The 21703-nt window shown below is 62.9% G+C and carries 26 protein-coding genes and 3 tRNA genes; 14 read left to right on the top strand and 15 right to left on the bottom strand.

Annotated features, from left to right (window positions below; translation table 11 throughout):
* Positions 1-70: 70 nt before the first annotated feature.
* Genes HWX69_RS01735 through HWX69_RS01725 form a run of 3 tightly spaced genes read left to right on the top strand, consistent with a single transcriptional unit; the run spans position 71 to position 2596 of the window.
* A complete protein-coding gene (locus HWX69_RS01735; RefSeq protein WP_178915344.1) occupies positions 71-1537 on the top strand; it encodes an APC family permease in 1467 nt (488 codons plus the stop codon).
* 48 nt (positions 1538-1585) lie between these two features.
* Positions 1586-2113, top strand: coding sequence for a peptide-methionine (S)-S-oxide reductase MsrA (gene msrA / locus HWX69_RS01730; protein ID WP_178915343.1), 528 nt, complete (start codon positions 1586-1588; stop codon positions 2111-2113).
* A 51-nt stretch (positions 2114-2164) separates the two neighbouring features.
* Entirely contained in the window at positions 2165-2596 is a 432-nt protein-coding gene (locus tag HWX69_RS01725; RefSeq protein WP_178915342.1) for a universal stress protein, read from the top strand.
* A gap of 2 nt (positions 2597-2598) precedes the next feature.
* Here HWX69_RS01725 and HWX69_RS01720 read toward each other — a convergent pair whose 3' ends face one another.
* Entirely contained in the window at positions 2599-2856 is a 258-nt protein-coding gene (locus tag HWX69_RS01720) for a hypothetical protein (RefSeq protein ID WP_178915341.1), read from the bottom strand.
* An 81-nt stretch (positions 2857-2937) separates the two neighbouring features.
* On the opposite strand from HWX69_RS01720, the gene HWX69_RS01715 reads away from it, so the two are divergent.
* From HWX69_RS01715 to azf, 3 genes are all read left to right on the top strand, one after another.
* Positions 2938-3705 (top strand): enoyl-CoA hydratase/isomerase family protein, encoded by a 768-nt coding sequence (locus tag HWX69_RS01715; protein ID WP_178915340.1) that lies wholly within the window; start codon positions 2938-2940, stop codon positions 3703-3705.
* 111 nt (positions 3706-3816) lie between these two features.
* Positions 3817-4764, top strand: coding sequence for a ferritin family protein (locus HWX69_RS01710; protein WP_246286393.1), 948 nt, complete (start codon positions 3817-3819; stop codon positions 4762-4764).
* A 69-nt stretch (positions 4765-4833) separates the two neighbouring features.
* Complete coding sequence (gene azf, locus HWX69_RS01705) at positions 4834-5607, top strand: NAD-dependent glucose-6-phosphate dehydrogenase Azf (protein ID WP_178915339.1); 774 nt, start codon at positions 4834-4836, stop codon at positions 5605-5607.
* Positions 5608-5613: 6 nt separating this feature from the next.
* Here azf and HWX69_RS01700 read toward each other — a convergent pair whose 3' ends face one another.
* The 4 genes from HWX69_RS01700 to HWX69_RS01685 form a co-directional block, all read right to left on the bottom strand.
* Complete coding sequence (locus tag HWX69_RS01700) at positions 5614-6138, bottom strand: nicotinamide-nucleotide adenylyltransferase (RefSeq protein ID WP_178915338.1); 525 nt, start codon at positions 6136-6138, stop codon at positions 5614-5616.
* A 42-nt stretch (positions 6139-6180) separates the two neighbouring features.
* Complete coding sequence (locus HWX69_RS01695; protein WP_178915337.1) at positions 6181-6759, bottom strand: DUF309 domain-containing protein; 579 nt, start codon at positions 6757-6759, stop codon at positions 6181-6183.
* Positions 6760-6852: 93 nt separating this feature from the next.
* Positions 6853-8106, bottom strand: a complete 1254-nt coding sequence (locus HWX69_RS01690; RefSeq protein ID WP_178915336.1) for an RNA-guided endonuclease TnpB family protein — start codon at positions 8104-8106, stop codon at positions 6853-6855.
* A gap of 51 nt (positions 8107-8157) precedes the next feature.
* A tRNA-Arg gene (locus tag HWX69_RS01685) sits at positions 8158-8230 on the bottom strand.
* 128 nt (positions 8231-8358) lie between these two features.
* On the opposite strand from HWX69_RS01685, the gene HWX69_RS01680 reads away from it, so the two are divergent.
* The 4 genes from HWX69_RS01680 to HWX69_RS01665 all read left to right on the top strand — a co-directional run bounded on the left by HWX69_RS01680 (position 8359) and on the right by HWX69_RS01665 (position 12000).
* Positions 8359-8991 (top strand): DUF7504 family protein, encoded by a 633-nt coding sequence (locus HWX69_RS01680; protein WP_178915335.1) that lies wholly within the window; start codon positions 8359-8361, stop codon positions 8989-8991.
* Between the two features lie 124 nt (positions 8992-9115).
* A complete protein-coding gene (locus HWX69_RS01675; protein WP_178915334.1) occupies positions 9116-10510 on the top strand; it encodes a single-stranded DNA binding protein in 1395 nt (464 codons plus the stop codon).
* Positions 10511-10561: 51 nt separating this feature from the next.
* A complete protein-coding gene (locus HWX69_RS01670; protein WP_178915333.1) occupies positions 10562-10999 on the top strand; it encodes a histone in 438 nt (145 codons plus the stop codon).
* On the top strand, positions 10996-12000 hold the full coding sequence (locus HWX69_RS01665; protein WP_178915332.1) for a histone deacetylase family protein: 1005 nt from the start codon (positions 10996-10998) through the stop codon (positions 11998-12000). The genes HWX69_RS01670 and HWX69_RS01665 overlap by 4 nt, the downstream gene beginning before the upstream one ends.
* Positions 12001-12015: 15 nt before the next feature.
* On the opposite strand, the gene cca is transcribed toward HWX69_RS01665, so the two are convergent.
* Positions 12016-13362, bottom strand: a complete 1347-nt coding sequence (gene cca, locus HWX69_RS01660; RefSeq protein ID WP_178915331.1) for a CCA tRNA nucleotidyltransferase — start codon at positions 13360-13362, stop codon at positions 12016-12018.
* 94 nt (positions 13363-13456) lie between these two features.
* Between cca and HWX69_RS01655 the strand changes: the two genes are divergently transcribed.
* Positions 13457-13529, top strand: a tRNA-Asn gene (locus tag HWX69_RS01655).
* A gap of 44 nt (positions 13530-13573) precedes the next feature.
* On the opposite strand, the gene HWX69_RS01650 is transcribed toward HWX69_RS01655, so the two are convergent.
* Positions 13574-14755 (bottom strand): iron-containing alcohol dehydrogenase family protein, encoded by a 1182-nt coding sequence (locus tag HWX69_RS01650; RefSeq protein ID WP_178915330.1) that lies wholly within the window; start codon positions 14753-14755, stop codon positions 13574-13576.
* Positions 14756-14851: 96 nt separating this feature from the next.
* Between HWX69_RS01650 and HWX69_RS01645 the strand changes: the two genes are divergently transcribed.
* Positions 14852-14964, top strand: a tRNA-Ile gene (locus HWX69_RS01645).
* 114 nt (positions 14965-15078) lie between these two features.
* Here the strand turns inward: HWX69_RS01645 and HWX69_RS18420 are convergent.
* The 4 genes from HWX69_RS18420 to HWX69_RS01630 all read right to left on the bottom strand — a co-directional run bounded on the left by HWX69_RS18420 (position 15079) and on the right by HWX69_RS01630 (position 17608).
* Positions 15079-15156: an integrase core domain-containing protein gene (locus HWX69_RS18420; protein WP_394353431.1), complete on the bottom strand. Its 78-nt coding sequence runs from the start codon at positions 15154-15156 to the stop codon at positions 15079-15081.
* 388 nt (positions 15157-15544) lie between these two features.
* A complete protein-coding gene (locus HWX69_RS01640; RefSeq protein ID WP_178915329.1) occupies positions 15545-16540 on the bottom strand; it encodes a hypothetical protein in 996 nt (331 codons plus the stop codon).
* Positions 16533-16730 carry a DUF4177 domain-containing protein gene (locus HWX69_RS01635; protein ID WP_348642965.1) on the bottom strand — a complete coding sequence of 66 codons (198 nt, stop codon included), beginning with the start codon at positions 16728-16730 and terminating at the stop codon, positions 16533-16535. The genes HWX69_RS01640 and HWX69_RS01635 overlap by 8 nt, the downstream gene beginning before the upstream one ends.
* Positions 16731-17089: 359 nt before the next feature.
* Positions 17090-17608, bottom strand: coding sequence for a glycoside hydrolase family 68 protein (locus HWX69_RS01630; RefSeq protein WP_178915328.1), 519 nt, complete (start codon positions 17606-17608; stop codon positions 17090-17092).
* Between the two features lie 185 nt (positions 17609-17793).
* Between HWX69_RS01630 and HWX69_RS01625 the strand changes: the two genes are divergently transcribed.
* Entirely contained in the window at positions 17794-18150 is a 357-nt protein-coding gene (locus HWX69_RS01625) for a four-helix bundle copper-binding protein (protein ID WP_178916579.1), read from the top strand.
* Between the two features lie 151 nt (positions 18151-18301).
* Here the strand turns inward: HWX69_RS01625 and HWX69_RS01620 are convergent, their stop codons facing one another.
* From HWX69_RS01620 to HWX69_RS01605, 4 genes are all read right to left on the bottom strand, one after another.
* The gene (locus tag HWX69_RS01620; protein ID WP_178915327.1) at positions 18302-19402 is read right to left on the bottom strand and encodes a glutamate-cysteine ligase family protein; all 1101 of its coding nucleotides are present in this window, start codon (positions 19400-19402) and stop codon (positions 18302-18304) included.
* Between the two features lie 3 nt (positions 19403-19405).
* A complete protein-coding gene (locus HWX69_RS01615) occupies positions 19406-19561 on the bottom strand; it encodes a hypothetical protein (RefSeq protein ID WP_178915326.1) in 156 nt (51 codons plus the stop codon).
* Positions 19562-19979: 418 nt separating this feature from the next.
* Positions 19980-20192 (bottom strand): dodecin family protein, encoded by a 213-nt coding sequence (locus tag HWX69_RS01610; protein WP_178915325.1) that lies wholly within the window; start codon positions 20190-20192, stop codon positions 19980-19982.
* A gap of 237 nt (positions 20193-20429) precedes the next feature.
* Complete coding sequence (locus HWX69_RS01605) at positions 20430-20729, bottom strand: DUF7130 family rubredoxin-like protein (RefSeq protein ID WP_178915324.1); 300 nt, start codon at positions 20727-20729, stop codon at positions 20430-20432.
* Positions 20730-20951: 222 nt separating this feature from the next.
* Here HWX69_RS01605 and HWX69_RS01600 point away from each other — a divergent pair, with 222 nt between their 5' ends.
* Positions 20952-21701, top strand: a complete 750-nt coding sequence (locus HWX69_RS01600) for a GNAT family N-acetyltransferase (protein WP_178915323.1) — start codon at positions 20952-20954, stop codon at positions 21699-21701.
* Positions 21702-21703: the final 2 nt, after the last annotated feature.

Genomic DNA, 21703 nt, shown 5'->3' with positions numbered 1-21703 from the left:
CCTGATAAACGGCGGCCGAAAATCGGAGATACACTAAAGACGATTGCGTGGTACGGTCCGGCACACCACGATGTCAGCCGACGAATACAAACTGATAGACGAACAGGTCGGACTCTGGGGCGCGGTCGCACTCTTGGTCGGGACGGCGCTGGGCATGAGCATCTTCATCGTCCCGACGCAGATGGCCGCCGCGGCCGGCCCGAGTATCACTGTCGCGATTCTCGTCTCGATTGTCCCGATGGTGCTCGGGGTACTGTTGCTGTTACAACTCGGCGGGGCGATTCCCGTCGCCGGCGGCATCTACGTCTACGGCTCGCGGCTGGTCGGTCCCTTCTGGGGGATGCTCGGCGTCTCGGTGCCCGTCCTCGCCGTCTGGTCGTATCTCCTCTTTGCCGCCGTCGGCTTTTCGGATTACCTCAACGGCTTGCTGGACACCTTAGGTATGGGGTCGGTCCCCACCGTCGCCGCGGTGTGGGGGCTGCTCGGCCTGTTTCTCGTGTTGAACTACGTCGGCGTCCAGATCGTCACGAAGGTCCAGATCGCGTTCGTCATCGCGCTCATCCTCGGGATGGTCGCCTTCGTCGTCAGCGGGATTCCGCACGTCGACACCGCGAACTACACGCCGCTGTTCCCCGCCGGTGAGGGCCAACCGTTCGCCGACAGTTTCGCCCCCTTCCTGTTGGCCGTGGTCACGCTGTACATCCCCTTCCAGGGGTTCGGCATGATAATCGAAATCGGCGAGGAACTCGAAAACCCCGTCGAGAACATCCCTCGGGTCCTCGCCATCGGGATGGCCATCGTGACGGTGCTCTCGATAGCCATCGTGTTCACGCTCATCGGCGCGATTCCGCTGGAGAACATGACCGTCTCGGGGCAACTCGGCGGTGAACCAGTCGAGGGCGGCCTCGCCGCGGTCGCGACGGGTGTCCTCCCGACGCCGATACTGCTGGTCGTCGGCGTCTCGGCGCTCATCGCCGCCGCGACGACCGTCAACACGCTGTTTACCTCCTACTCCCGGACCGTGATGCGGGCTGCCCGCGACGAGGTCGTCCCCGACGTGTTCGCGTCGGTCCACGACGACTACAACACGCCGCACCGTGCCATCCTGCTGTTCGGCATTCCGCCACTGCTCGCGGCGCCGTTCGTCGGCCAACTCGACGCCATCACGCCGCCGGACGTGCTCGATTGGCTCGTCGTCGTCGTGGTCACCGGCATCTTCATCGCCTTCGCCATCGGCGGCGTCGCGCTGTGGAACCTCCCGAAGGTGTTCCCCCAGCGCTACGAGTACTCCATCTACAAGCTGCCGATGCCCGTCCTCCGAATCGTCGCCGTCGGCAACGTCGTCGTCTCGGTGGCTTTCACCGTCCTCGTCGTCTCCAGTGCGCCCTCGGCGTTCGCCGTCGTCCTCGCGTGGATGGTGCTGTCGGCCGCGCTGTACTTCTACCGCATCCGCGCCTACGACAAGAAGGGCATCGACCTCAAAGAGCGGATGGCGCTGTTGCACAAACACGAACAGGTCGGGGGGTCGGACGACTGAATCCCCGCCGACCACCAATTGAAGCATCTCGAACCCCTATCGAGAACTATGACAGAGACCGCGACGCTCGCAGGCGGCTGTTTCTGGTGCATCGAGGCCGCGCTGAAGGAACTCGACGGGGTGGAGTCGGTCGTCTCCGGCTACGCCGGCGGCCACGTCGAGGACCCCTCCTACGAGGCCGTCTGTCGGGAGGAGACGGGTCACGCCGAGGCAGTCCAGGTCGAGTTCGACCCCGAAACAATCTCTTATCGGGACTTACTGGAGGTGTTCTTCACCATCCACGACCCCACCTCGCTGAACCGACAGGGCCCCGACATCGGCACGCAGTACCGGTCGGCGGTGTTCTACCACGACGACGCACAACGCGACACCGTCGAGGCTGTCATCGAGGACCTCGAGCCGCTGTACGACGACGACATCGTCACGGAGGTCGAACCGCTGGAGGCGTTCTATCGCGCCGAGGAGTACCATCAGGACTACTTCGAAAAGAACCCCAACAGCACCTACTGCGTCGTCAACATCAACCCGAAACTGAAGAAGATACGGGAGAAACACGCGGCGCTGTTGGCCGATTGAAGACGGCGGCCGCCCCGCATCTCTTTGTACCCCGGGGGCGACACTCCGCTCATGTACGACCGGATTCTGCTTCCGACCGACGGCAGCGACGCGAGCAACCGTGCAGTCGAGGAGGCCATCGGACTCGCCGAAGCGACGGGCGCGGAACTGCACGTCCTGTTCGTCGTCGAGGACATCCCCTACGCACCGGAGATGATGGACGACGAGGTCGAAGCACGGATTCGGAAAATCGGCGAGGACGCCCTCGAAGAGATTCGTGCCCGCGCCGACGAAGCGGGCGTCACGGTGGTCACCGACCTCGAAGAGGGCGCGCCGCATACGGCTATCCTCGGGTACGCCGACGAGGCCGACATCGACGCCATCGTGATGGGCACACACGGCCGCAGCGGGCTGGACCGCTACCTGCTCGGAAGCGTCACCGAACGCATCGTTCGCACCGCGGACGTGCCGGTGTTGACCGTCCGGATGTCCTCGGAGGGGTAGTCTCAGCGCAGGCCAAAGGAGCGAAGCGAGCCGTAGGCGGCCAGCGCCGACAGCGCCACGGCGCCGGCCGCGACGAGGCCGAAAAGCGGGTCGGTCCGCACGCCGTACACCGCCGCCTGCAGCGCGCCGAAGCCGGACATCGCCGACAGCCACAGCAACGCGAGCCCGCCCAACGCGCCGCGGACGGTGACCCAGCCGTCGCCCGGCCCCTCGCTCGGGGCGTCGGTGTCGACCTCGGCGTCGTCCGTCCGGGATTCCATACCAACACGAGGGGCGTCGCGCCGATAAGCCCTCTCCCTCGCGATACACAGAGTAAAGTCACTGGCCTCGGGGGAACGTCTATGAGCGTCGAGTTGACCCGCGACGGTGCCGTCGCGACCATCACGATATCGAACCCTGAACGAAAGAACGCAGTCGACGCCCCGGCGTCGAAGGAGATGGCCGAACACATCCACGACGCCGCCTACGACGACTCGGTTCGCTGTGTCGTCGTCACTGGCGAGGGTGACGCCTTCTGTTCCGGCCTCGATTTGGCCGGCGACATGGGCGGTGGCAGTCCCGCCGCCGAACTCGAACACGGACTCAACGCCATCGCCAGTGGCCTGATCCGGATGGAGAAACCGACCGTCGCGAAGGTTCCCGGGCCGGCGGTGGGCGCCGGCGGGTCGATTGCGGCGGCCTGTGACTTCGTCTACGCCGCCGACGATGCCTTCTTCGAGTGGGGATTCACCAACATCGGCCTCGCGCCCGACACGGGTGCGACGTACGTCCTGCCGCGCCTCGTCGGCGTCCGGAAGGCCCTCGAGTTAGTCATCACTGGCGACCGCATCGACGCCGAGGAGGCCGTCGAGTTGGGCGTCGCCAACGACACCGTGTCGGCCGAGGACCTCGACTCGTTCGTTGCCGAGCGCGTCGAGACGCTCGCAGGCCGGCCGACGATGGCCGTCGGTGCCGCCAAGCGACTCGTCTACCGGAGCCACCAGCGCTCTCTAGAGGAGACACTTCGAGAGGAGGCGCTGGCCCAGGAGACGATGATAGACAGCGACGACTTCGCCGAGGGCGTCGCGGCGTTCATGGAGAATCGGGACCCAGAGTTCGAGGGACAGTAGCGTCTTCTCCGGGTTCGACGCATGGATTGGTCCGTGTCGACCAATAACATAAACCACCCCGCATTCGAGGCAACAGGACGATTCTGTAGTAGTCGGTAGGTGTGTCCGTCCATGACACAGATTCGCGACGACAGCCGAGAGATGCGCATCAGCGAGGACACCGTCGGTGGCGGCTACTTCCGACACGCCGTCTACAACCACTGGGACCCCTACGAGGACATCTCACAGGACCTCATCGAACAGGACCGAAAGCGGGCCATCGAGATGGACGCCACCGAACAGGAGTTCTTCGAGACGATGCAGTATCTCGCGCTGTTCGGTGCAGGCGAGGAGGCGGTTACCGAGGACCTCGCACCGCTGATGATTGCGCTGGGAGACATCAACGACCAGATGTTCGTCTCCAGCCAAATCTACGAGGAGGCCAAACACACCCAGTTCTTCGACCGCTACTGGCGGGAGGTCATCTATCCGGTCGCCGAGGAGCGTGGCTGGGAGAAAATCGCCCCCACCGACCAGCGGTTTTTCCCAAAGGGTTACATCGAGCTCTTCGACCGCACCGAGGAAGCCATGGAGACACTTCTGACCGACGACACGCCCGAAAACCGCGTCCGGGCATACTGTCACTACCACCTCGTCGTCGAGAGCATTCTCGCCCAGACCGGCTACTTCGGCATCACGTCGGCGATGGGCCCCGAGGACGACGACCCGCTGACGCCGCCGGACCGCGACACGCCGCACCTCGAAGGACTCGTGAAGGGTATCAACTACATCCGCTCCGACGAGGGCCGACACGTCGGCTTCGGGATGCAGAAAGTCCAGAAACACCTCGCCGAGGATGGCGTCGACGAAGCGGTCGTCCAGGACACGCTGATGGAGTTGATGCCGATGGTCGCCGAAACCGTCTCGGTCGGCGACAGTATCATCGACCCGATGCCGCTGGTCAACTACGCTCGCGACAAACTCACCCGCCGCATCGACATCATCACCGATGCACAGGCCGAAATTCCCGATGTCGAGGAACTCGTCAAGCTCGACGACGGGCCGGCTGCCGCTGACTGATTCGGGCCGACCACCTGGCGACGAACGAACCGCACGTTTCTTGTCCGCCTCACGCCTTCCATCTCGTAAATGGACGACACCGTGTTGCTCACCGGAGCCAAGGGCGCAGTCGGGACGGCCATCCGGGAAGGCCTCGGCGACGACTACGACTGGCGCTACCTGTTTCACAACCCGCCGCCGTTCGACCCCGACCACCCGTATCTCGTCGGCGACGTGACCGACGAGGAACTGATGGCCGAGGCCTGCGAGGGGGTCAGTGCCGTCGTCCACCTCGCCGGCGACCCCCGACGCGACGCGCCGTGGGACTCCGTTCTCGACAACAACATCCACGGCACGAAGGTGCTGTACGACGCCGCAATCGACGCCGGCGTCGAGAAGTTCGTCTTCGCCTCTTCGAACCACGCCGTCGGCCACTACGAAACCGACCGCAAACCCGACCTCTACCGGACCGACGACGAGTTCCGCCTCGACGGGACGGAACTGCCCCGCCCCGGGAACTTCTACGGCATCTCGAAGGCCACCGGCGAGACCATCGGTCGCTACTACCACGACGAACACGGCATCTCGGTGTGCAACATCCGCATCGGCAACCTCACCCGGAACCACCCGCCGAAGGAGTACGAACGCGGGCAGGCGATGTGGCTCTCCTATCGGGACTGTGCGCACATCCACGACTGTGCCTTGCAGGCCGACTACGACTACGAAATCGTCTACGGTATCTCCGACAACGACCGGAAGTACTACTCCCTCGAGCGCGCCAAGGAGGTACTCGGCTACGAACCGCGGGACAACTCCGCGGAGTTCACCTTCGAGGGCGAACCGAAAGACGACACCGGCAACTGACTGCCCCTACCCCTCACGTTCCGCCGGGTCGTCCGTCGACTCGATTTTCCGCAACCGCTCGATGCCGTCTATCTCTTCGATACCCGCGACGACCGGGTCGGGAACGAGGTGGGTCCACTCCTCGCCGGTCAGTATTCGTCGTCGAATCTCCGACCCACAGAACTCCTCGCGGTTGTGCAGTGGCGTCCCCCGGACTTCGTAGCCGTCCTCCCCGAAGAGTCGTTCGACGAAGGGATTGTTCGTGTACGCCACCTCGAAGCGGGGACACAGCGTCTCGATGTGTTTCACCCAGACGGCGTTTCGCTCCACGTCGGCGATGGGGATGAGGTAGGTCTTGGCGTCGACCTCATCGAGGACGTTCTGGACCATCTGGACGCGCTCGCCGGAGGTAAACGGGTTGCGTTTCGTGTGCGACTGGCCGGCGCTCCCGATGCCGACGACGACTTCCTCGACATCGTCGGCGATTTCTTCGACCAACCGACGGTGCCCCTCGTGGAACGGCTGAAACCGGCCGATGACTAATCCTCGCATGGCTACGCTCTCGGCGGCCGAACGGTTAGATTACGGGGTCAGTCACTCGAAGAGCCCGTCCACGTCGGCCTCCCGAGCCTGCCGCCGTTCGACGTGCTGGACGAGACGCTTTCGGGCCGTCGGTGACCCACCGCGTAAGTAATCCAGCGTCAGCGTCACGAACGGACTCGTTTCGTTGCCGTCGGCGATGTCCGCCTCGGCGTAGCCGACCCCCCGCTCGACGAGTTCGTCGCCGCGTGTTTCCGCGAGCGCCTCGGCGGCGATGCCGGCGGCGGGGAACTGTAAATCGCCCACCGTGACGACTTCGCCGTCGACGTGGATTCGGGGCGGCCGCTCGCGCTCGCCCAACTCGGGGTCGGCGGCGAGGCCGCGAAGCCACGCCCGTACCCCGTCGTGGCCACAGCCCTCGAGGTACTCGACGGCGCTTTCGGCCAACCCGACCGCCCCCGACCAGTTGCCGGTTCGGGCCTTGTGCGTCGCCGCTGTCGCCTGTACGAGCCCCTGCAGACAGTCGTCGCGCTCGCCAGCGGGTGCCTCCAGCCACCGGTGTTCCCACGGCTCGTGAGCGGCGAGATAGTGGCCGGCGTTGAACAACGCCGCGCCGGCACGGAGGTGGTCCATACGTTGACTTGGAGACGGGTCGGCAAAACTCCAGCGTGAACGCTCGCGGTGTAGCGTCGACAGAAACGTCCGGACGGAGATACCAACTGTCGACTACGAACAACGCGACTTGTCGGTGTCCTCTGCCTCAATCCCCGCAGAAGGGGTGTAGGGTGTGAATCCTTCATTCGGCGTCACAGTCCCCGACTTCAGGGCCAGTTGGCCGTGGCCCGTCCGCTGTGGCGGCTGTTGACCACAACGGACAGCGGCAAGTCCGACATTCTTGGCTGCGTTATAGTCTGCGTTTGCTTTCGACCCGCAGTTCTGACAGTGGAAGTGCTGGCGTGTCTTCCGGTTCTTGGCTGCCTCGTGACCGCATTCACTACACTGACGACTCGTGTAGGCGGGGTCGACAAAGACGACAGAAATTCCTTCCTCGTTGGCTTTGTATTCAATGAACTCAACGAGCTTCCTGTGTGCCCATTGGTGGAACTCCTTTCCACTCGGCAAGCTCTCGCGGATGTACTCTAAGTCCTCGAGTGCGATGCAGTTACATCCGTACGACGACGCTTCCTCCACTATCGCTCTCGAAATCTTGTGGAGTTCGTCTCGAGTGTAACGTTTTTCTCTTCGCTCGCGCTGTTCGAGAGTGAGATGGGCGGAACGAGTTCCTGTTCGTTGGATATCGCCACGTATTCGCTCGAATTGACGGTGTTTCGCTCGAAGCCGATTGCCACTTTCGAAGTGAGCCGTCGATGTCACCGCGATGTTTTCTATGCCAAGGTCGACTCCGAGAACTGTCCTGTTCTCGGGAGTCGGTTCCTCTGAACTCTCATCTATTGGCTTTCGGAACCCGAGGTGTAAGTAGTACTCTCCGCCTCTGGGTTTGAGTGTCGATGTAGCGAGTTCCCACTCGTCGCTGTTCAGGAATTTCTGCTGATACCCATCCGTTTCTGATGGCAGTCTCAGTTTGCAACGGACACGGTTACTCACCGTGGACAGAGACACTTCACCGTCGTCGAAAACAGTCATTGTTCGCTCGTCAAACTGCATCGAACGTGAACTGAACACCGGCTTCGACACTTCGTGTCCGCTCTCACGCCGCTCGGCGACGCTGGAAAGTGCATCAGCTGCCTGATGTACGCCGAGAATCGCATGCTGGCTCTTCAAATCGGTGTTCTCACGAATTTCATCGTAGGCAATGGACTGTAAATCTGACTTCGAGCGAACCTCGTTTCTCCAGCCGATATCAGCAGCCAGTTGGCAACCTTTCAGCCACTCCGCTATCGTCTCACTGAGTAGAGTAGACTGTTTCGCCGAGACGTCAAGCCGAGTTATTGCCGTCCGACGTTGGTAGTCGGTTGCCACGGCGATACTGGCCGCTCATTGGTTTATAAAAATTGGGTGAAACGTGAAGAACGTCCGGACGGCGATTTGAACGCCGGTCCCTGGCTCCGCAAGCCAAGAGGATAGTCCACTACCCTACCCGGACTCATCTGTTCTTACCCCGGTTCGACGTATAGGGGTTACGATTCGACAGCCACGTACTATCCGACGACCAGTCGGTTCTCCGTCATCTACCCGTATATTTATTACAACAGAATTATAAGTAGGAATATAATGTCGGCCGGCGACGCAGTGGGGAACTCCTCGGGGGAGGATATCGTGATGGACCTCGACGGGGTGTCGAACCTCTTGGTGCTTGCACCGACGATGAGCAGCGCTGCTCGCCGGTCGTACTACGAGGGGCTGTTGCCGGAGCGGCCGTCAGCGTTGGAGGTGTTGGCCGTCGAGTACCGGCGCTCGCCGGACCAGTGGCTCGACGAGTGGCAGCAGTACGTCGGCGACCGCCCCCGGCAGTGTACCATCGTCAGCACCGACGAGACGACGCGGTCGGCGGCCGCGGCGAGCGGCGGTTCGGTCACCTACGGTCCAAACACCGCCGCCTGCGTCGAGAACCCGAGCGATTTGACGGGATTGGGTATCACGGTCAGCGAGTATCTCTCCAAGCACGGCGGGTCGAACACGGTCGTCACGTTCGACTCGCTGACCGCGCTACTGCAGTACGTCGAACTCCAGCGAGCCTTCCGGTTCCTCCACGTCCTGACGAACCGCGTAAAGACGGCCGAGTCAGTCGCACACTTCCATATGGACCCCGCGGCCCACGACGCCCGCGAGGTGGCGACGCTGTCGTCGCTGTTCGACGCCGTCGCGGAGTTCGAGGACGGCGAGTGGTCGCTCCGACGCCGGTAGCGACCGACCGAGGGTTTTTGACCGAAGCCGCGGCCAGCGACGCTATGTCGAAACGACGCCGTAGCGGCCGGTCGCACCGACAACGACAACGCTTTTCGGGTGGCCGTACTTGCCCTCCATAGCAATGGGCGCCATCGACGATATTTATGCGGAACTCGACGCAGACGTCGAGAAAGAGGAGTTCCGCGAGGCCGTCGAACAGAAGGTCGAACAAATGGGGGGATTGGCGGACGAGGAGACCGCCGCGATGCTCATCGCCCACGACCTCGACGGCGGCGAAGTCGAAACTATCGCGGACATCGAGCCCGGGATGGAGGAGGCGAAGTTCCTCGCGAAAGTGACGAGCGTCGGCGACCTCCGGACGTTCGAACGCGACGGCGAGGACGAGGACGGCAACGTGCTCAACATCGACGTGGCCGACGAGTCGGGGTCGGTTCGCGTGGCGCTGTGGGGCGAGGACGCCGTCGCGGGCGAGGAGGAACTCGAACCGGGGCAGGTGTTGCGCGTGAAAGGTCGGCCGAAGGACGGCTACAACGGCCTCGAAGTGAGCGCCGACAGAGTCGAGGGCGAACCCGACGCGGATGTCGACGTGGAAGTCGGCGGCGAAGTGACCGCCGACTCGCTGACTATCGGCCAATCGGACGTGAACCTCCGGGGGGTCGTCCTCGACACCGACTCGATTCGGACCTTCGACCGCGACGACGGTTCGGAGGGTCGGGTGTCGAACCTGACGCTGGGTGACGAGACGGGTCGGGTGCGAGTGACGCTGTGGGACGAGCAAGCCGACCGCGCCGAGGAACTCGAAGCCGGCCAGAGCGTCGAGGTCGTCGACGGCTACGTCCGGGAGCGCGACGGGTCGCTGGAACTGCACGTCGGCGACCGCGGTGCCGTCGATGAACTCGAAGAGACCGTCGAGTTCGTTCCCGAAGCGACCGACATAGACGCCCTCGAACTCGACGAGACGGCCGACATCGCGGGCGTGGTTCGCTCGGCTGACCCGAAGCGGACCTTCGACCGCGACGACGGCTCGGAGGGACAGGTCCGCAACATTCGCGTTCAAGACCAGACCGGCGACATCCGCGTGGCGCTGTGGGGCGACAAAGCCGACCTCGACCTCGGCCCCGGCGACGAGGTGTTCTGTGCCGAGGTGGAGATACAGGAGGGCTGGCAGGACGACCTCGAAGCCTCCGCCGGGTGGCGCTCGACGGTGACGGTCATCGACGGTGCGGAACCGGACCGCGGCGGGGACTCCGCCGGCCTCGACGAGTTCGCCAACGGCTCGAAGCCCACATCGAGTGGCGAATCCGAGGAGGCCGATGCCGACGACGGCGAAGAAACCGACGATAGCGACGAGGAGACGTTCACCGGAACCGTCGTCCAGCCGGGTGACCCGGTCATCCTCGACAGCGGCGAGGAGACGTTACACGTCGAGACCGACGCCGACGTACATCTCGGACAGGAAGTGACGGTTCGGGGTCGACGCGACGGCGAACGGTTCGTCGCCGACGACGTATTCTGAGGTCGCGCCGCCTGCGTTACAGTTAAGGCCGACTCGGCCCGCGTGTGGGGTATGAGCGTCGAGCTACCGTTCGCTCCGGTCGATACCGTCATTCGCCGGAACGCGGGGAACCTGCGGGTCAGCGCCGAAGCCGCCGAGGAGCTCGCGCGTCGGGTTCAGTCCCGCGGCGCCGAGTTGGCGGTCGAGGCGGCCGAACAGGCGACGGAGGACGGTCGAAAGACGCTGATGGCCGAGGACTTCGATGCCCCGGTCGTCGACAAGGACACCCTGGAGTTGCCGGTCGCGCCAATCGACCGCATCGCGCGCCTCGACATCGACGACCGGTATCGGGTGTCGATGGACGCACGAATCGCACTCGCCGGCATCCTCGAATCGTACGCCGACACCGTCGCCGCCGCGGCCGCCATCCTCGCGCGCCACGCAGACCGTCGAACCATCAAGGCCGAGGACGTCGAGACCTACTACGAACTCCAGCCCTACTTCGAATGAGGTTCGGCTACCGCGACCGCTGCCTCGACCACGACACCGGTTCACGACACCCAGAGACCGCCGACCGGCTTCGGGCCATCCGTCGCGGGCTGAAGCGACGCCACGGTGTGGAGTACGACGACGGCAGTTTCGCGGAGCGAGCGGCGCTGGAAGCCGTCCACGACCCCGACTACGTTGCGGACGTCGAGGAGTTCTGTGCCGACGGTGGCGGAACGTGGGACGCCGACACCGTCGCCGTCGAAGCGACGTGGGACGCCGCGCGGGCGTCTGCCGGACTGGCCTGTTGGGCCGCCGAGGAGGCGCTGGACGGCGCCGACGGCCGACAGACCCCCTTCTCCATCGGCCGACCGCCGGGCCACCACGCGGAAACCGACGAGGCGATGGGGTTCTGTTTCTTCAACAACGCCGCCATCGCGGCCAACCAAGCACTGGAGCGCGACGGCGTCGACCGCGTCGCCATCTTCGACTGGGACGTCCACCACGGCAACGGCACCCAGGACATCTGCTACGACGACCCGAACGTGTTCTACGCGTCGTTTCACGAACGCGGGCTGTTCCCGGGGACGGGCGACATCCTGGAGACGGGCGGCCCGAACGCCCGGAAGACGGTTCTCAACGCGCCGCTGCCTGGCGGTTGTGGCGACGTGGAGTACACCACCGCAGTCGACGACCTACTCGCGCCCGCGCTCGAACGGTTCGACCCGGACCTGTTCCTCATCAGTGCGGGGTTCGACGCCCACCAACACGACCCCATCTCGCGGATGCGCGTCTCGACGGAGGGGTACGGCGTCCTCACCGACCGCGTGCGGAGTATCGCGGAGGACAGCGACGCCGCGTTGGCGTTCATCCTCGAAGGCGGCTACGGTCTCGATGCGCTGTCCGACTCGGTGGGCATGGTCCACGAGACGTTCGACGGCCGCCAACCCGTCGAACCCGAGGGGGAAATCCTCTCGAAGGCCAAGCGAGTGCTCGCCGACGTTCGTGACGCCCACGACCTGTAGCACGCCGACGCGCCGTCAGGGCCGCGGGTCGAAGTACGTCGCCAACTCGGTGCCGAACTCCTCGGCCAGTGCCGCGATTTCTCGGCCGGCCAGCAGGTCGTAGTCGCTTTTCAGCGCCGACTCGACGTGCGGCCCCAGCGACACCTCGAACAGTTTCGAGTCGACGAGTTCGGCAGGCGTTCGAGCGTCTCGGGGGCGTTCGACGACGTACCGTCCGTCATCGTCGATGAACGGGCCGGCAACGCTCTCGTCGTCGGCGTAGGCGTCGTGAAAGCCCTCGGCGTGAGAGCGGACGCCGACCGGTGGGCCATCGTGGCGCTCGATGGCCGGCAACTCGGCGACGCCGCATTCGACGAGGAGCACAGCCGTCTCGTCGGCGAACCGGGCGCTTCGGAGCGGTGCGAAGTCCGCCCGTTCGAGGGCGCCTTCGATGCCCGATAACGACTTGTCGAGTTGGGGGTACAGTTGGTCCTCGACGATATCCGGGGTCTCGAAGCGAACGGCGATGGGCACCGTTCCGCGGTCGGCGACGTGGTCTCGGATGTCGTCTGCCGAGAGGGGCTCGGGGTCTCGCCAGTCGAACAGTTCGATTCGGGGGTCGGCAAGCATCTCGCGGGCGTAGTGAATCAGTCGGCCGACGTTGCGGGCCGAACAGACCGCCGCGACGTTGCGCTCGGGGTCGGTTGGGTCGATGACGACCAGCGGGTCGTCGAAGGATTTCGTCCCGTGGGCCTCGGGGTCGAGGTGAATCGGAGGGTGCCAGTCGGCGGCCGCTTCGAGCAGCTCCCGAAAGCCGCCGTACTCGACGACGAGCAGTTCGGTCAGAAAGCCCGAAAACCCCTTGGTTCGGAGGTCACTGCCGTAGGCGCCAACCGACCCGAGAAACGCCTTTGCCAGCCGAACGTCGTCGGCCAGCGAATCGATTCGGCCCTCGAGATACGCGGTATGGAACGGCGTCCTGTCGACGGCCGAGCGGATGTTCGCGGCGTCCTCGACGGCATAGCAGGGCACACAGTCCACGTCGAAACCGCGGTACTCGCCTTTGACGTAGGGGTGTTCGGCGAACTCCTCGTGGCCCTCCGGAACGACTTCGTGGCCGACTGCCAGCCCGTAGCGTTCGAGGTCCTCACGCGGGAGGTCGGGCGGAAACCGGACGAAGAGGTCGATGTCGCGGTCGCCGGCGAGCCACGTTCCCCGGGCGGTCGAGCCGACCAGCCGCGTGTCCGCCTCGACGGGGAGGTCCTCGATGGCGGCCTCGGCGCGAGCGGTGAGGTCGGCGACGACCCTCTCCAGGGCCTCGCGTTCCTCGGCTCGGGGGACGACCCGGTCGCGGACCTCGGAGACGACCGACTCGAATGTCATACTCGCGGTTGCGCCGTCGGCTGGTAAAGCGTGTCGATGCCGGGGCGAAGCGAAAGCCCTATTTGTCGTATCCGGGTATGAACGACTGCAACGTGCCGCCGTAGCTCAGTTGGTAGAGCACCTGGTTGTTACCCAGGTTGTCCCAGGTTCGAGACCTGGCGGCGGCGTGGTTCTCTCCGAAAACGTGTCCCAATAGCGTTCTCTCGATTCCTCACCACGCCTCCCGTAGCACCGCTTCTAGCTCTCCGACCGTCGGGTCAAATCCCTCGGGACAGTACGGCATCAGCCCATCAGTGTGTACGTCCTCGGCGATGTCCGGGAGGTCGGACTCGCTCATATCGTCGATTTCTCGCAGGTGAGTCGGCAGTCCGAGGCCGTCGCGTATCGCTTCGACTTCTTCGACGACGGCCTCGGCGGTCGCCTCGGGCGTTTCGGCTTCGACGCCGAAGCCCTCCGCCAGCAGGTCGCGGCCGCCATCGACTTTCGCGAACAGATACCGGAGGGCGTGGGGGGCGATGATGCCGTGAGCGCCGCCCTGCTGGATGTCGTACCCTCGGGCGAGGCCGTGCCCGAAGGCGTGAATCAACGACAGCGTCAGCCCGTCCGAACGCGAACAGCCGTACTGGGCCAGCACCGTCCCGACGACAGCGTCGTGGAGTGTCTCGTCGTCGCGGTCGCCCGCCCCGAGTGCCGGCAGACCACGGGAAAGCAATCGCAAGGCACGAACTGCTGTCCCGTCGGTTATCGGCGTCGCGGTGTTGGCGTACACCGTCTCGACGGCCTTGTCGAAGCCGTTCATCGCCGAGGCACACAACACGCCGTCCGGCGTCGTCCGGAACAACTCGGGGTCGTAACACAGCGCCGCGGGCATCAATCGCTCGTCGTAGACGCCGCCGCGAACCAACTCGCCGTCGGCGCGGGTGGTGATGCCGCCGATCATCGAGAGGTCCGCTCCCGCGAGCGTCGTCGGCACCGCAACGACCGGCCGGAGGTCGCCCTCGGGGGCCGGAATCGACCCACTCGACTCGAAGGTCTCCCGGAGTTCCTCGTGGGACACCTCGGCGTCGGCGATGACGGCGATGATTTTGGCGATGTCGAGGCTACTGCCACCGCCGACCGCCACGAGGGCGTCGGCGTCGCACTCGGCGACGCGGTCGGCGCCCGCGAAGGCCGTCTCCAGACGCTTTTCCGGCGTCGTCTCCGCGAACTCGTCGACGAGTCGGTCGCCGAGTCCCTCCCGAACGGGGTCCATGACCTCCGGTGTCGTCCCGACGGTTGTCCCCGTGACGACGAGCGCTCGCTCGACACCCCGTGCGTCTAGTTCTTCGCCAAGGTGGTCAACGCAGTTTTCGCCGTAGCGGATGGTCCCTGGGTCGTACTCAAATCTGAACATACTGGTCCGTCGGGTGACAGGGGTTTGGGTGTTGGTGTGCAGACGACGATCATTCCCGGCAAACTAAAGAGGGCCGAGTGAAAATCACCGTATACAGGGCCTTTAGCTAAGTCTGGTTACAGCACCCGGCTCATATTTCCGATTGTTGACATTTCGTCCATCGGAATGGGACACCGGGCGATTCGCCGGTTCAAATCCGGCAGGGCCCATCGATATTGTGCACGGTTTGAATCTAATCTATTGGCACGTCTGAGGGTTTGTACTCTTCTTTCTCCAGCTCATGATGCTCCATCGGTGTGTTTTCTGTTCGGACACCGCCTAGTTTAGTACCCGTCAGCTGGCGTCAGATTACCAAGCGATTGATGCGGTCTCTGGCCGTTATAATAATGCTCGACAACCACAAACTATTGATAATTTTCCTCCTCTTGTGAATACGTTATATTACGCATGACATACCCGTTTGAGATAAACAAATATCTACAAGAGCTCAGGCATAGCTTCGTAAGCCTTAACGCTTGTATTGAAATCCTAATACTGGGTCGCATACGTTCTTCGGAGAGTTTTGCTGAATACAGTCGCAGGATATTCCAACCGTCGAACGTAGTAGCCACGGGTTTCATTGTGATCCGGTCCCAAGGAGCTCGTATGGCGTTACTCAGACGATTGTGGCGCGTCATTCGCGTCGCCGACGATATCCGGAGCGTGCTTCGTGCGTTCGAACTCCTGGGAAAACTCCTTCGCGGACTACGTGGGCGACCTACGTAGTACGCGTTTGAACCCGACAGGAGGCTAGCTAAGCATGAGCGGCCCCATCGAGAGGGTCTGTTTGGCGAGCGTCGCGAGCCGCAGGATGTAGGACGTGAACAGGAGAAACGGCAGCGCTGAGATGGCAAACGCCGCGCTAACGACCCAGAGGACGCTCTCGATGCCGAGGAACGTACCGGGGAACGTCGTCGGGTCGACGAAGACGACCATCCCCCCAGCGACGGTGAGTGCAATTACTGCGGCGTACAGGATACCTCGTGAGAGTTTCACCAGCGCCCACTGGATGTAGAGGTCCTTGATGTACTCGCGGACCACCCCGTACATCGTGAGTACCTCGAGCAACTCTCTGAACGCGCTTCGTTCCTCGTCGGTGAGAGAGTCTTCGTACTCCAACCCGAGCCGGCGAACGTCGTGCATCTTCCGATCGTAGTTGTAATCGAGTGCGGGCGATACGACGTCGAAGGTGCCGAAATCCGTGTCTTCGAGCTGGTTGCGTGCGTGGTCGGCGTTCTCCAACAGGTCGTCGACGTACTCGTCTACCTTCCTGTAGAGATCCTGGTTTTCAGTCTCCGAGAGTGTGTCTCGCAGTGTCTTCGCTCGCTGTTCGCTCGTTTCGATAAGCGCATCGAGGTAGGCCACCGGGTCGGCGGGCGTCGTCATTCCGAGGAGGCTGTCGGTGTTCTGGCGGAAGTCCATCGTCACGTCCATCCGACTACGCTGGCTTCCGAGCGAGCCGATTTCCTGGGAGAGGACGAGCTGATTGATCGTGACGACGAGCGTCGTTCCCGTGATGATCGCACCGACGAGACCGGCGAATACCGTCTCGACCATGTCGCTCGACTGCATGGTCGAGTGCAGCGACACCGGCTTCATCACGCCCCAGAGCATGAACACGAGGAAGATCAGAACGGCGAGCCCACCGGCGACGACCCACCGGTTGGCTCCAAACAGCAACCAGAACCAGTACTCGTTGATGTCCGTTCGCTCACGTAGCGTGTTGTCCGTCGAGCGCTCACTCATGAGCGATTGGGCGTTTGAACAGCAGTAGTTTCGTGCCGCCACCGTCGTAGCTGATCGTCTCTGTGAGTTCCCAGCCCGCTGCACCGAGGCGATTGAGTTCGTCCGTTGGGTCGACTGTCTCTCGCTTGGTCAATCCCTTTGGCGGTTCGAGTGTCTTGTACTCCCATTGCTGGTGCATTTCGGTACCCATGCGTTGATATCGGCTTTCAAGGTCATGACTCTGGTGACAGGCTGATTCCCGCCGTGTGATGATCGAGAACGGAGCGGTTCGTTCGTACATTGTCTATCACAATCGTGGTTCTCAGGTGGCCCCGAGTACGACTCTCGGCTGGTTCGGAAATCCATGTTCAGTTCCCCTGACTGCGCTCGATTCGGTCCGGACTGAGCAAATACGGTGCCTGGAAGGACCGCTCAGCGAGCCTCAGATTCGCCGTACAGTCGTCGGAAGTCGCATTTCGGACCGGTCATACGTACGCTTCTAGCTGGCGGTGTTCGAGTTCTCCGTCGGCACGTGTGCTCTATCTGTACGGACCATTTGACTATTTGCATCTACATCGTGTTGATTGGCGGGTTCGAGTTCTCCGAGGGGAGGAAGCCAGCGTCAAGCGTGTCGACGATTTCCGAGGAAGTTCCGTCCAACTCAACTACGAGCGTCGGGGCGAACGTCCCGCCGAATTTGGCCATCTGATCCTCCCGCGGGAGGCTTCCGACGTCGGTGAGTGTGCCGTCGCCGAGGTCGTGGTAGTTGTAGTAGCTCAACACCGCAATCTGGTTGTCGTTGTACGGAACGGGCATCCAAGAGTACGTCTGGAACGGCTGATTAGCGGGATTCGCGAGGACGAGTCCACTTCCGTTGAGCGGTTCGTAGTCGCCCTGGAGCGAATCCGCGACGAACCCGTACATCCCGTCCGGACCGTCGAGCCCTGACGGGAACGTGAATTTGTGACTGTCACAGAAGAGATAGTAGCGGTCATCCATGACGACGATGTTGCCGCGTTCTAGTTGCTGATTGACACAGATCGCTTCTCGGTACAGCGGACTCTCGTACGTTATACAGGGAGCACTCACGGCGAACGACATTCGCAAGAAGTTCACCGCGAATCGGTAGTGCCGACTGTCTCTCTCCCTCTCCTTGAGGAGTCCTTGAAGCGATTAGCCGGGTTAGAACCCAGTCCCAGTAGAGAATGAAGCCTCCGATCGCTGCGGATGTTGGTGTTCCCTTTATGCAGATGGAGAACGAATACCACGACGCGATGTCTCTTACAGAAACAGTCGACAGAATCGAGGGGCTGAGCGATGAAGGGCGCGAGTGCATCGAGGTCTGCAACGAAGCCGCCGAGGTGTGTGAGTGGTGCGCCGACGAGTGTCTTGGCGACTCCGACATGGAAGAGTGCGCCCGTCTCTGTCGGGACGTCGCCGATCTCACGTCGCTACACGCCCGATTCATCGCCCGTAACTCGGAGTACAGTTCCATGCTCGCAGAGGCCTGTGCAGAGGCGTGCGAGGCCTGTGCGGACGAGTGCAGCAAGCACGACGCCAACCACTGTCAGGTCTGTGCTGACGTCCTACCGGAGTGCGCCGAAAGCTGTCGGCAGATGGCGAACGCATAAGCGGGAATCCGCTCGGGAACTCGTCTCCATTTTTGCCTCCCACACTCAGTTAGTCCGGAAATTCGAGTCAGAGACACGGATTGCCCAGACGACGATTCCACATCTGGGACGCCGTAACCGCGACGAATCCGTCGTCGCGACGACTGCCAGGTCAGACTGGGAACATCGTATGCCGTGTTCGCTCGCGGGTCAGCCTCTGGATATCCGCCTGCAGTCGATCGGCCTGTTGCAACCGCCGCGTTCGTGCCTCCGCGTCACTGAGCCGTTGTGGTCCGTCCAGCCGCGGCGAGAGTGGTTCGTACGCCGAGAGATCGAAGCCCAAATCGCGGAGGTAGGACCTAACGTCCAGGGATTCGAGGCCGGATTCGATCGCTTGGTAACTCAACTCACGGAGTGTCTCGAACTCGGGGAGTCGGATGCGGTCCGCGCCGACTTCCGTGGTTCCGTACTCGACGTGAGCCGTTCGCGTGTGCGAGATCAGGTTCTCGACGTCGGTGGCGAGTTGGACGACCTGGCTGGGGAGGGTAGCGTCCGGCGCCCGCCACTCGACGGTCGGCTGACACTCCCGAAGCCGGACGGGGTTCAACACCGTGTCCTCGGGTTCGAACAGCGCCTCGATGGTCTCGCGGGCCACCCCCCGATCGGCAGCCAGCCGCTTGAACCGAGCGTACTTTTCGTCGACGCGCTCGCGCCATCTCGCGAGGCTGTCCACGTAGTTCCACAGTTCGGTGAAACAGCGGAATCCGTCCCCACACCCCGTCCGATACGCGAGTGCACGCGAGGAGCTCGCGCCACGCGTGCCGGTGTAGTAGGGTGAGGAACTCACCAGCGCAAGCGCCGGGTCGAGTGCGGTCAGGAGATTGAGCTGGTCTATGGTCTCGTCCTGCTCGAAGTGGATGTGCGTCCCGGCACAGTTCTTCGCGCTCTGGACACCGCTGCCGTAGACCGTCTCGAAGGCGCGTCCGCGCTCGCAGTTCGCCTCCGCGTTCGACGCGGTCAACGGCGTCCCCAGTGGAACGAGACGCTTACCGGCGGCCTCTGCCGTTCGGATTCCCGTCCGAAGCGTCGACTGAAGATCGCGTCGCAGGTCGCGTTCGCTCGTGTGTGGTGCCGTCTTCACTTCGATGAGCGGGTCGATGAATTCGGGATCTATCCGTCGGTGTGCCTCGGTGATGTTCGTCCCATCACATAGGCGTCCCGCTTCGTCGACAACCCACAGCTCGAGTTCGACGCCGACTCTGTGTGTGTACATAATTCAGGTCCCCATCGTGTCGGTTGGCTCGACGAACTGATTCTCGGTGTCGTACTTGACGACCCCGGCCGACGCGATCTTCGGTAGGTGGTGGTACGACGACACGCGGAGCCAGTCCACCCAGAACGCCAGCACCGTTACCTCTGGCTGAAAACCCATGACATAGTGGGATGGTCTTGGGTTATTTAAGCCAACTGCCCACTTGGCGAGCGGTATGTACCACATTGTTACCGGAAGGGTCGCCGCCGAGCGCCCGTTGGGGCGGTGTTGTACTGCCGTAAGCCAGTCGCGTATCTCCCTCACTGGTGTGTACCGGATCAACGCACATCGGGTGCCGAATCGTGTGTCGATAGAGGACGACAGCCTGGAACACGGTCGGCGTGGCGTGGACTGTGCCAGTGGACGTTACGGGTTCCAGTCGCCCGGTCTGTCACGGTCGTACATCTCGCCGGGAATCCCGACGACGCTGGCTGTCGCGAGCGGACCCTCATCCGTCGAGAAGACTGCGAGCACTCCCCACCCCACGAGCAGGACCGTCTGGAGCGGACTCCTCCAGCCGCGGGATTCTCATTTCGGCCTATTGAGTTCCGTCCCGAACGGGGAACGCCACTTCGACGGTGGCCTTGTATTCGGTAATCGAGCCATCTTCGACGTTTGCCGTGTGGTCCTGGATCTCGACGCCCGTGATGTTATCGACGCTCTTGCTCGCCTCACTGACCGCTTCGCGAGCCGCGTCCTCCCACGATTCGGTCGAGGTGCCCAGCACTTTGATGATCTTGACTGCTGTCATGTAGTTCGTATTCGTCCCCGTGACGCGTTCTATTAAGTATAAATCTGCTACTGAACTTCAGGGAAGGTTACCACGAATAAGAAGGCTCTACTGTGCGGTCACGCCGATGAGGACTCCCCGCACGGTAATCGACAGCTCCTGCCCAAATGGCTCTCGTGGCACCCGCTTCAGCGCGGAAATCGGATGCGGCACGCTCTCCGGCGGTCATCTCCGGCGAGTTCGTGGGTGGGTTCTCGTTTAATCCTCTTCGACGGCAGAGATCGCTTCCTGTGGAGCACCACAGTTCGGGCACGATTCCGGCAATCCCTCGTCGAGTTCGTCCATCTCCCCGCATTCGGCACACCGCCACATCAGGAATCCCTCGCCGAACTCCTGGCCCGGCAACTCCTCGAGTTCGCTCTCGTCGGGTGTTATCTCTTCGGCCTCGAATCCGTCGTCGGTGAGGCCGCTCACGCGCCCCACCGGTCGCCTGTCGCTGTCGTACACTAGTTCTCCCGGTTCGATCGACGTACTGTGGACTTGGTCCTGATTGTCCATGCTATGGCAATTGGTTCGCACGTGTATTCAATTTGGCGGGGACGAGAGACGCAGAATCGCCTCGGCGTGACAGTTCCAGCACCGAGAGTCACCTGAGCGGGTAACGCCGGTACCGGACTCTACCGACCCGTCTTCTGCTGGTCTCCCTTTCGAGTACGGTATTTCCGACGGGACGATGTAAGCCGGCGGACGATTTATGACCGTTCAGCGACAATGAGTTGCATGGATGTTCGCCCTGCCGAGTCTGACGACCGGGAACGGATCAGAGCGATTACGCGGGACTCGCTGCAAGCGTCGTACTCGCTCAGCCCACAGCAGATCGAGACGATACTCGAAGAGGAGTTCGACGATACCTCGCTTGCCGACCTGCTCGACGATGGGGACACGACGGTGCTCGTCGTCGACGGGACGGCCGACGGCGCCGAGGGGGTCCTCGGAGTCATCATCGTCGAAAGCGGAACGAAAGCGACGATTCAGTGGCTTCACGTCGACCCAGAAGCCCGTGGCAGGGGCATCGCCACGGCGCTGCTCGACCACGTTCGCGAAGAGTTCGACGAGAAGCCGATTGCGGCGTGTGTCCTCGAGGAGGCCGTCGAGGGCGGCGAGTTCCTCAAAGGGTTCGGCCTCAAGGAGAGTGACCACGACCTGATAATGGTCGGCGGGGAGGAGTTCGGGGTTACCATGTTCACCGAGGGCGAAGGAACGACGACGTCGAACGAACCGACCGTCCCGGTCCCCGAATCCGTCACCGTCGACGGGGTCGACCGACCCGTCGACCGCGACGAGAGCGTTCCCGGCAGAGAGGCCCCGTTCTTCACGGTGTACGCTGCGGAGGACGAGGAGGACGCCTACGGGTACTTCTGTTCACAGTGCGGCAGTACCAACGTCTCCGCCGACGGACAGGACAGACTCGAATGCGGGAACTGTGGCAACACGCACTTGGCCGACGAGTGGGACGATGCGTATCTCTGAGA

The organism is Natronomonas gomsonensis (assembly GCF_013391635.1).
Lineage (GTDB): Archaea > Halobacteriota > Halobacteria > Halobacteriales > Haloarculaceae > Natronomonas > Natronomonas gomsonensis_A.
The sequence above is the reverse complement of the archived record's forward strand: the minus strand, read 5'-3'. Positions and strand labels throughout refer to the sequence as shown.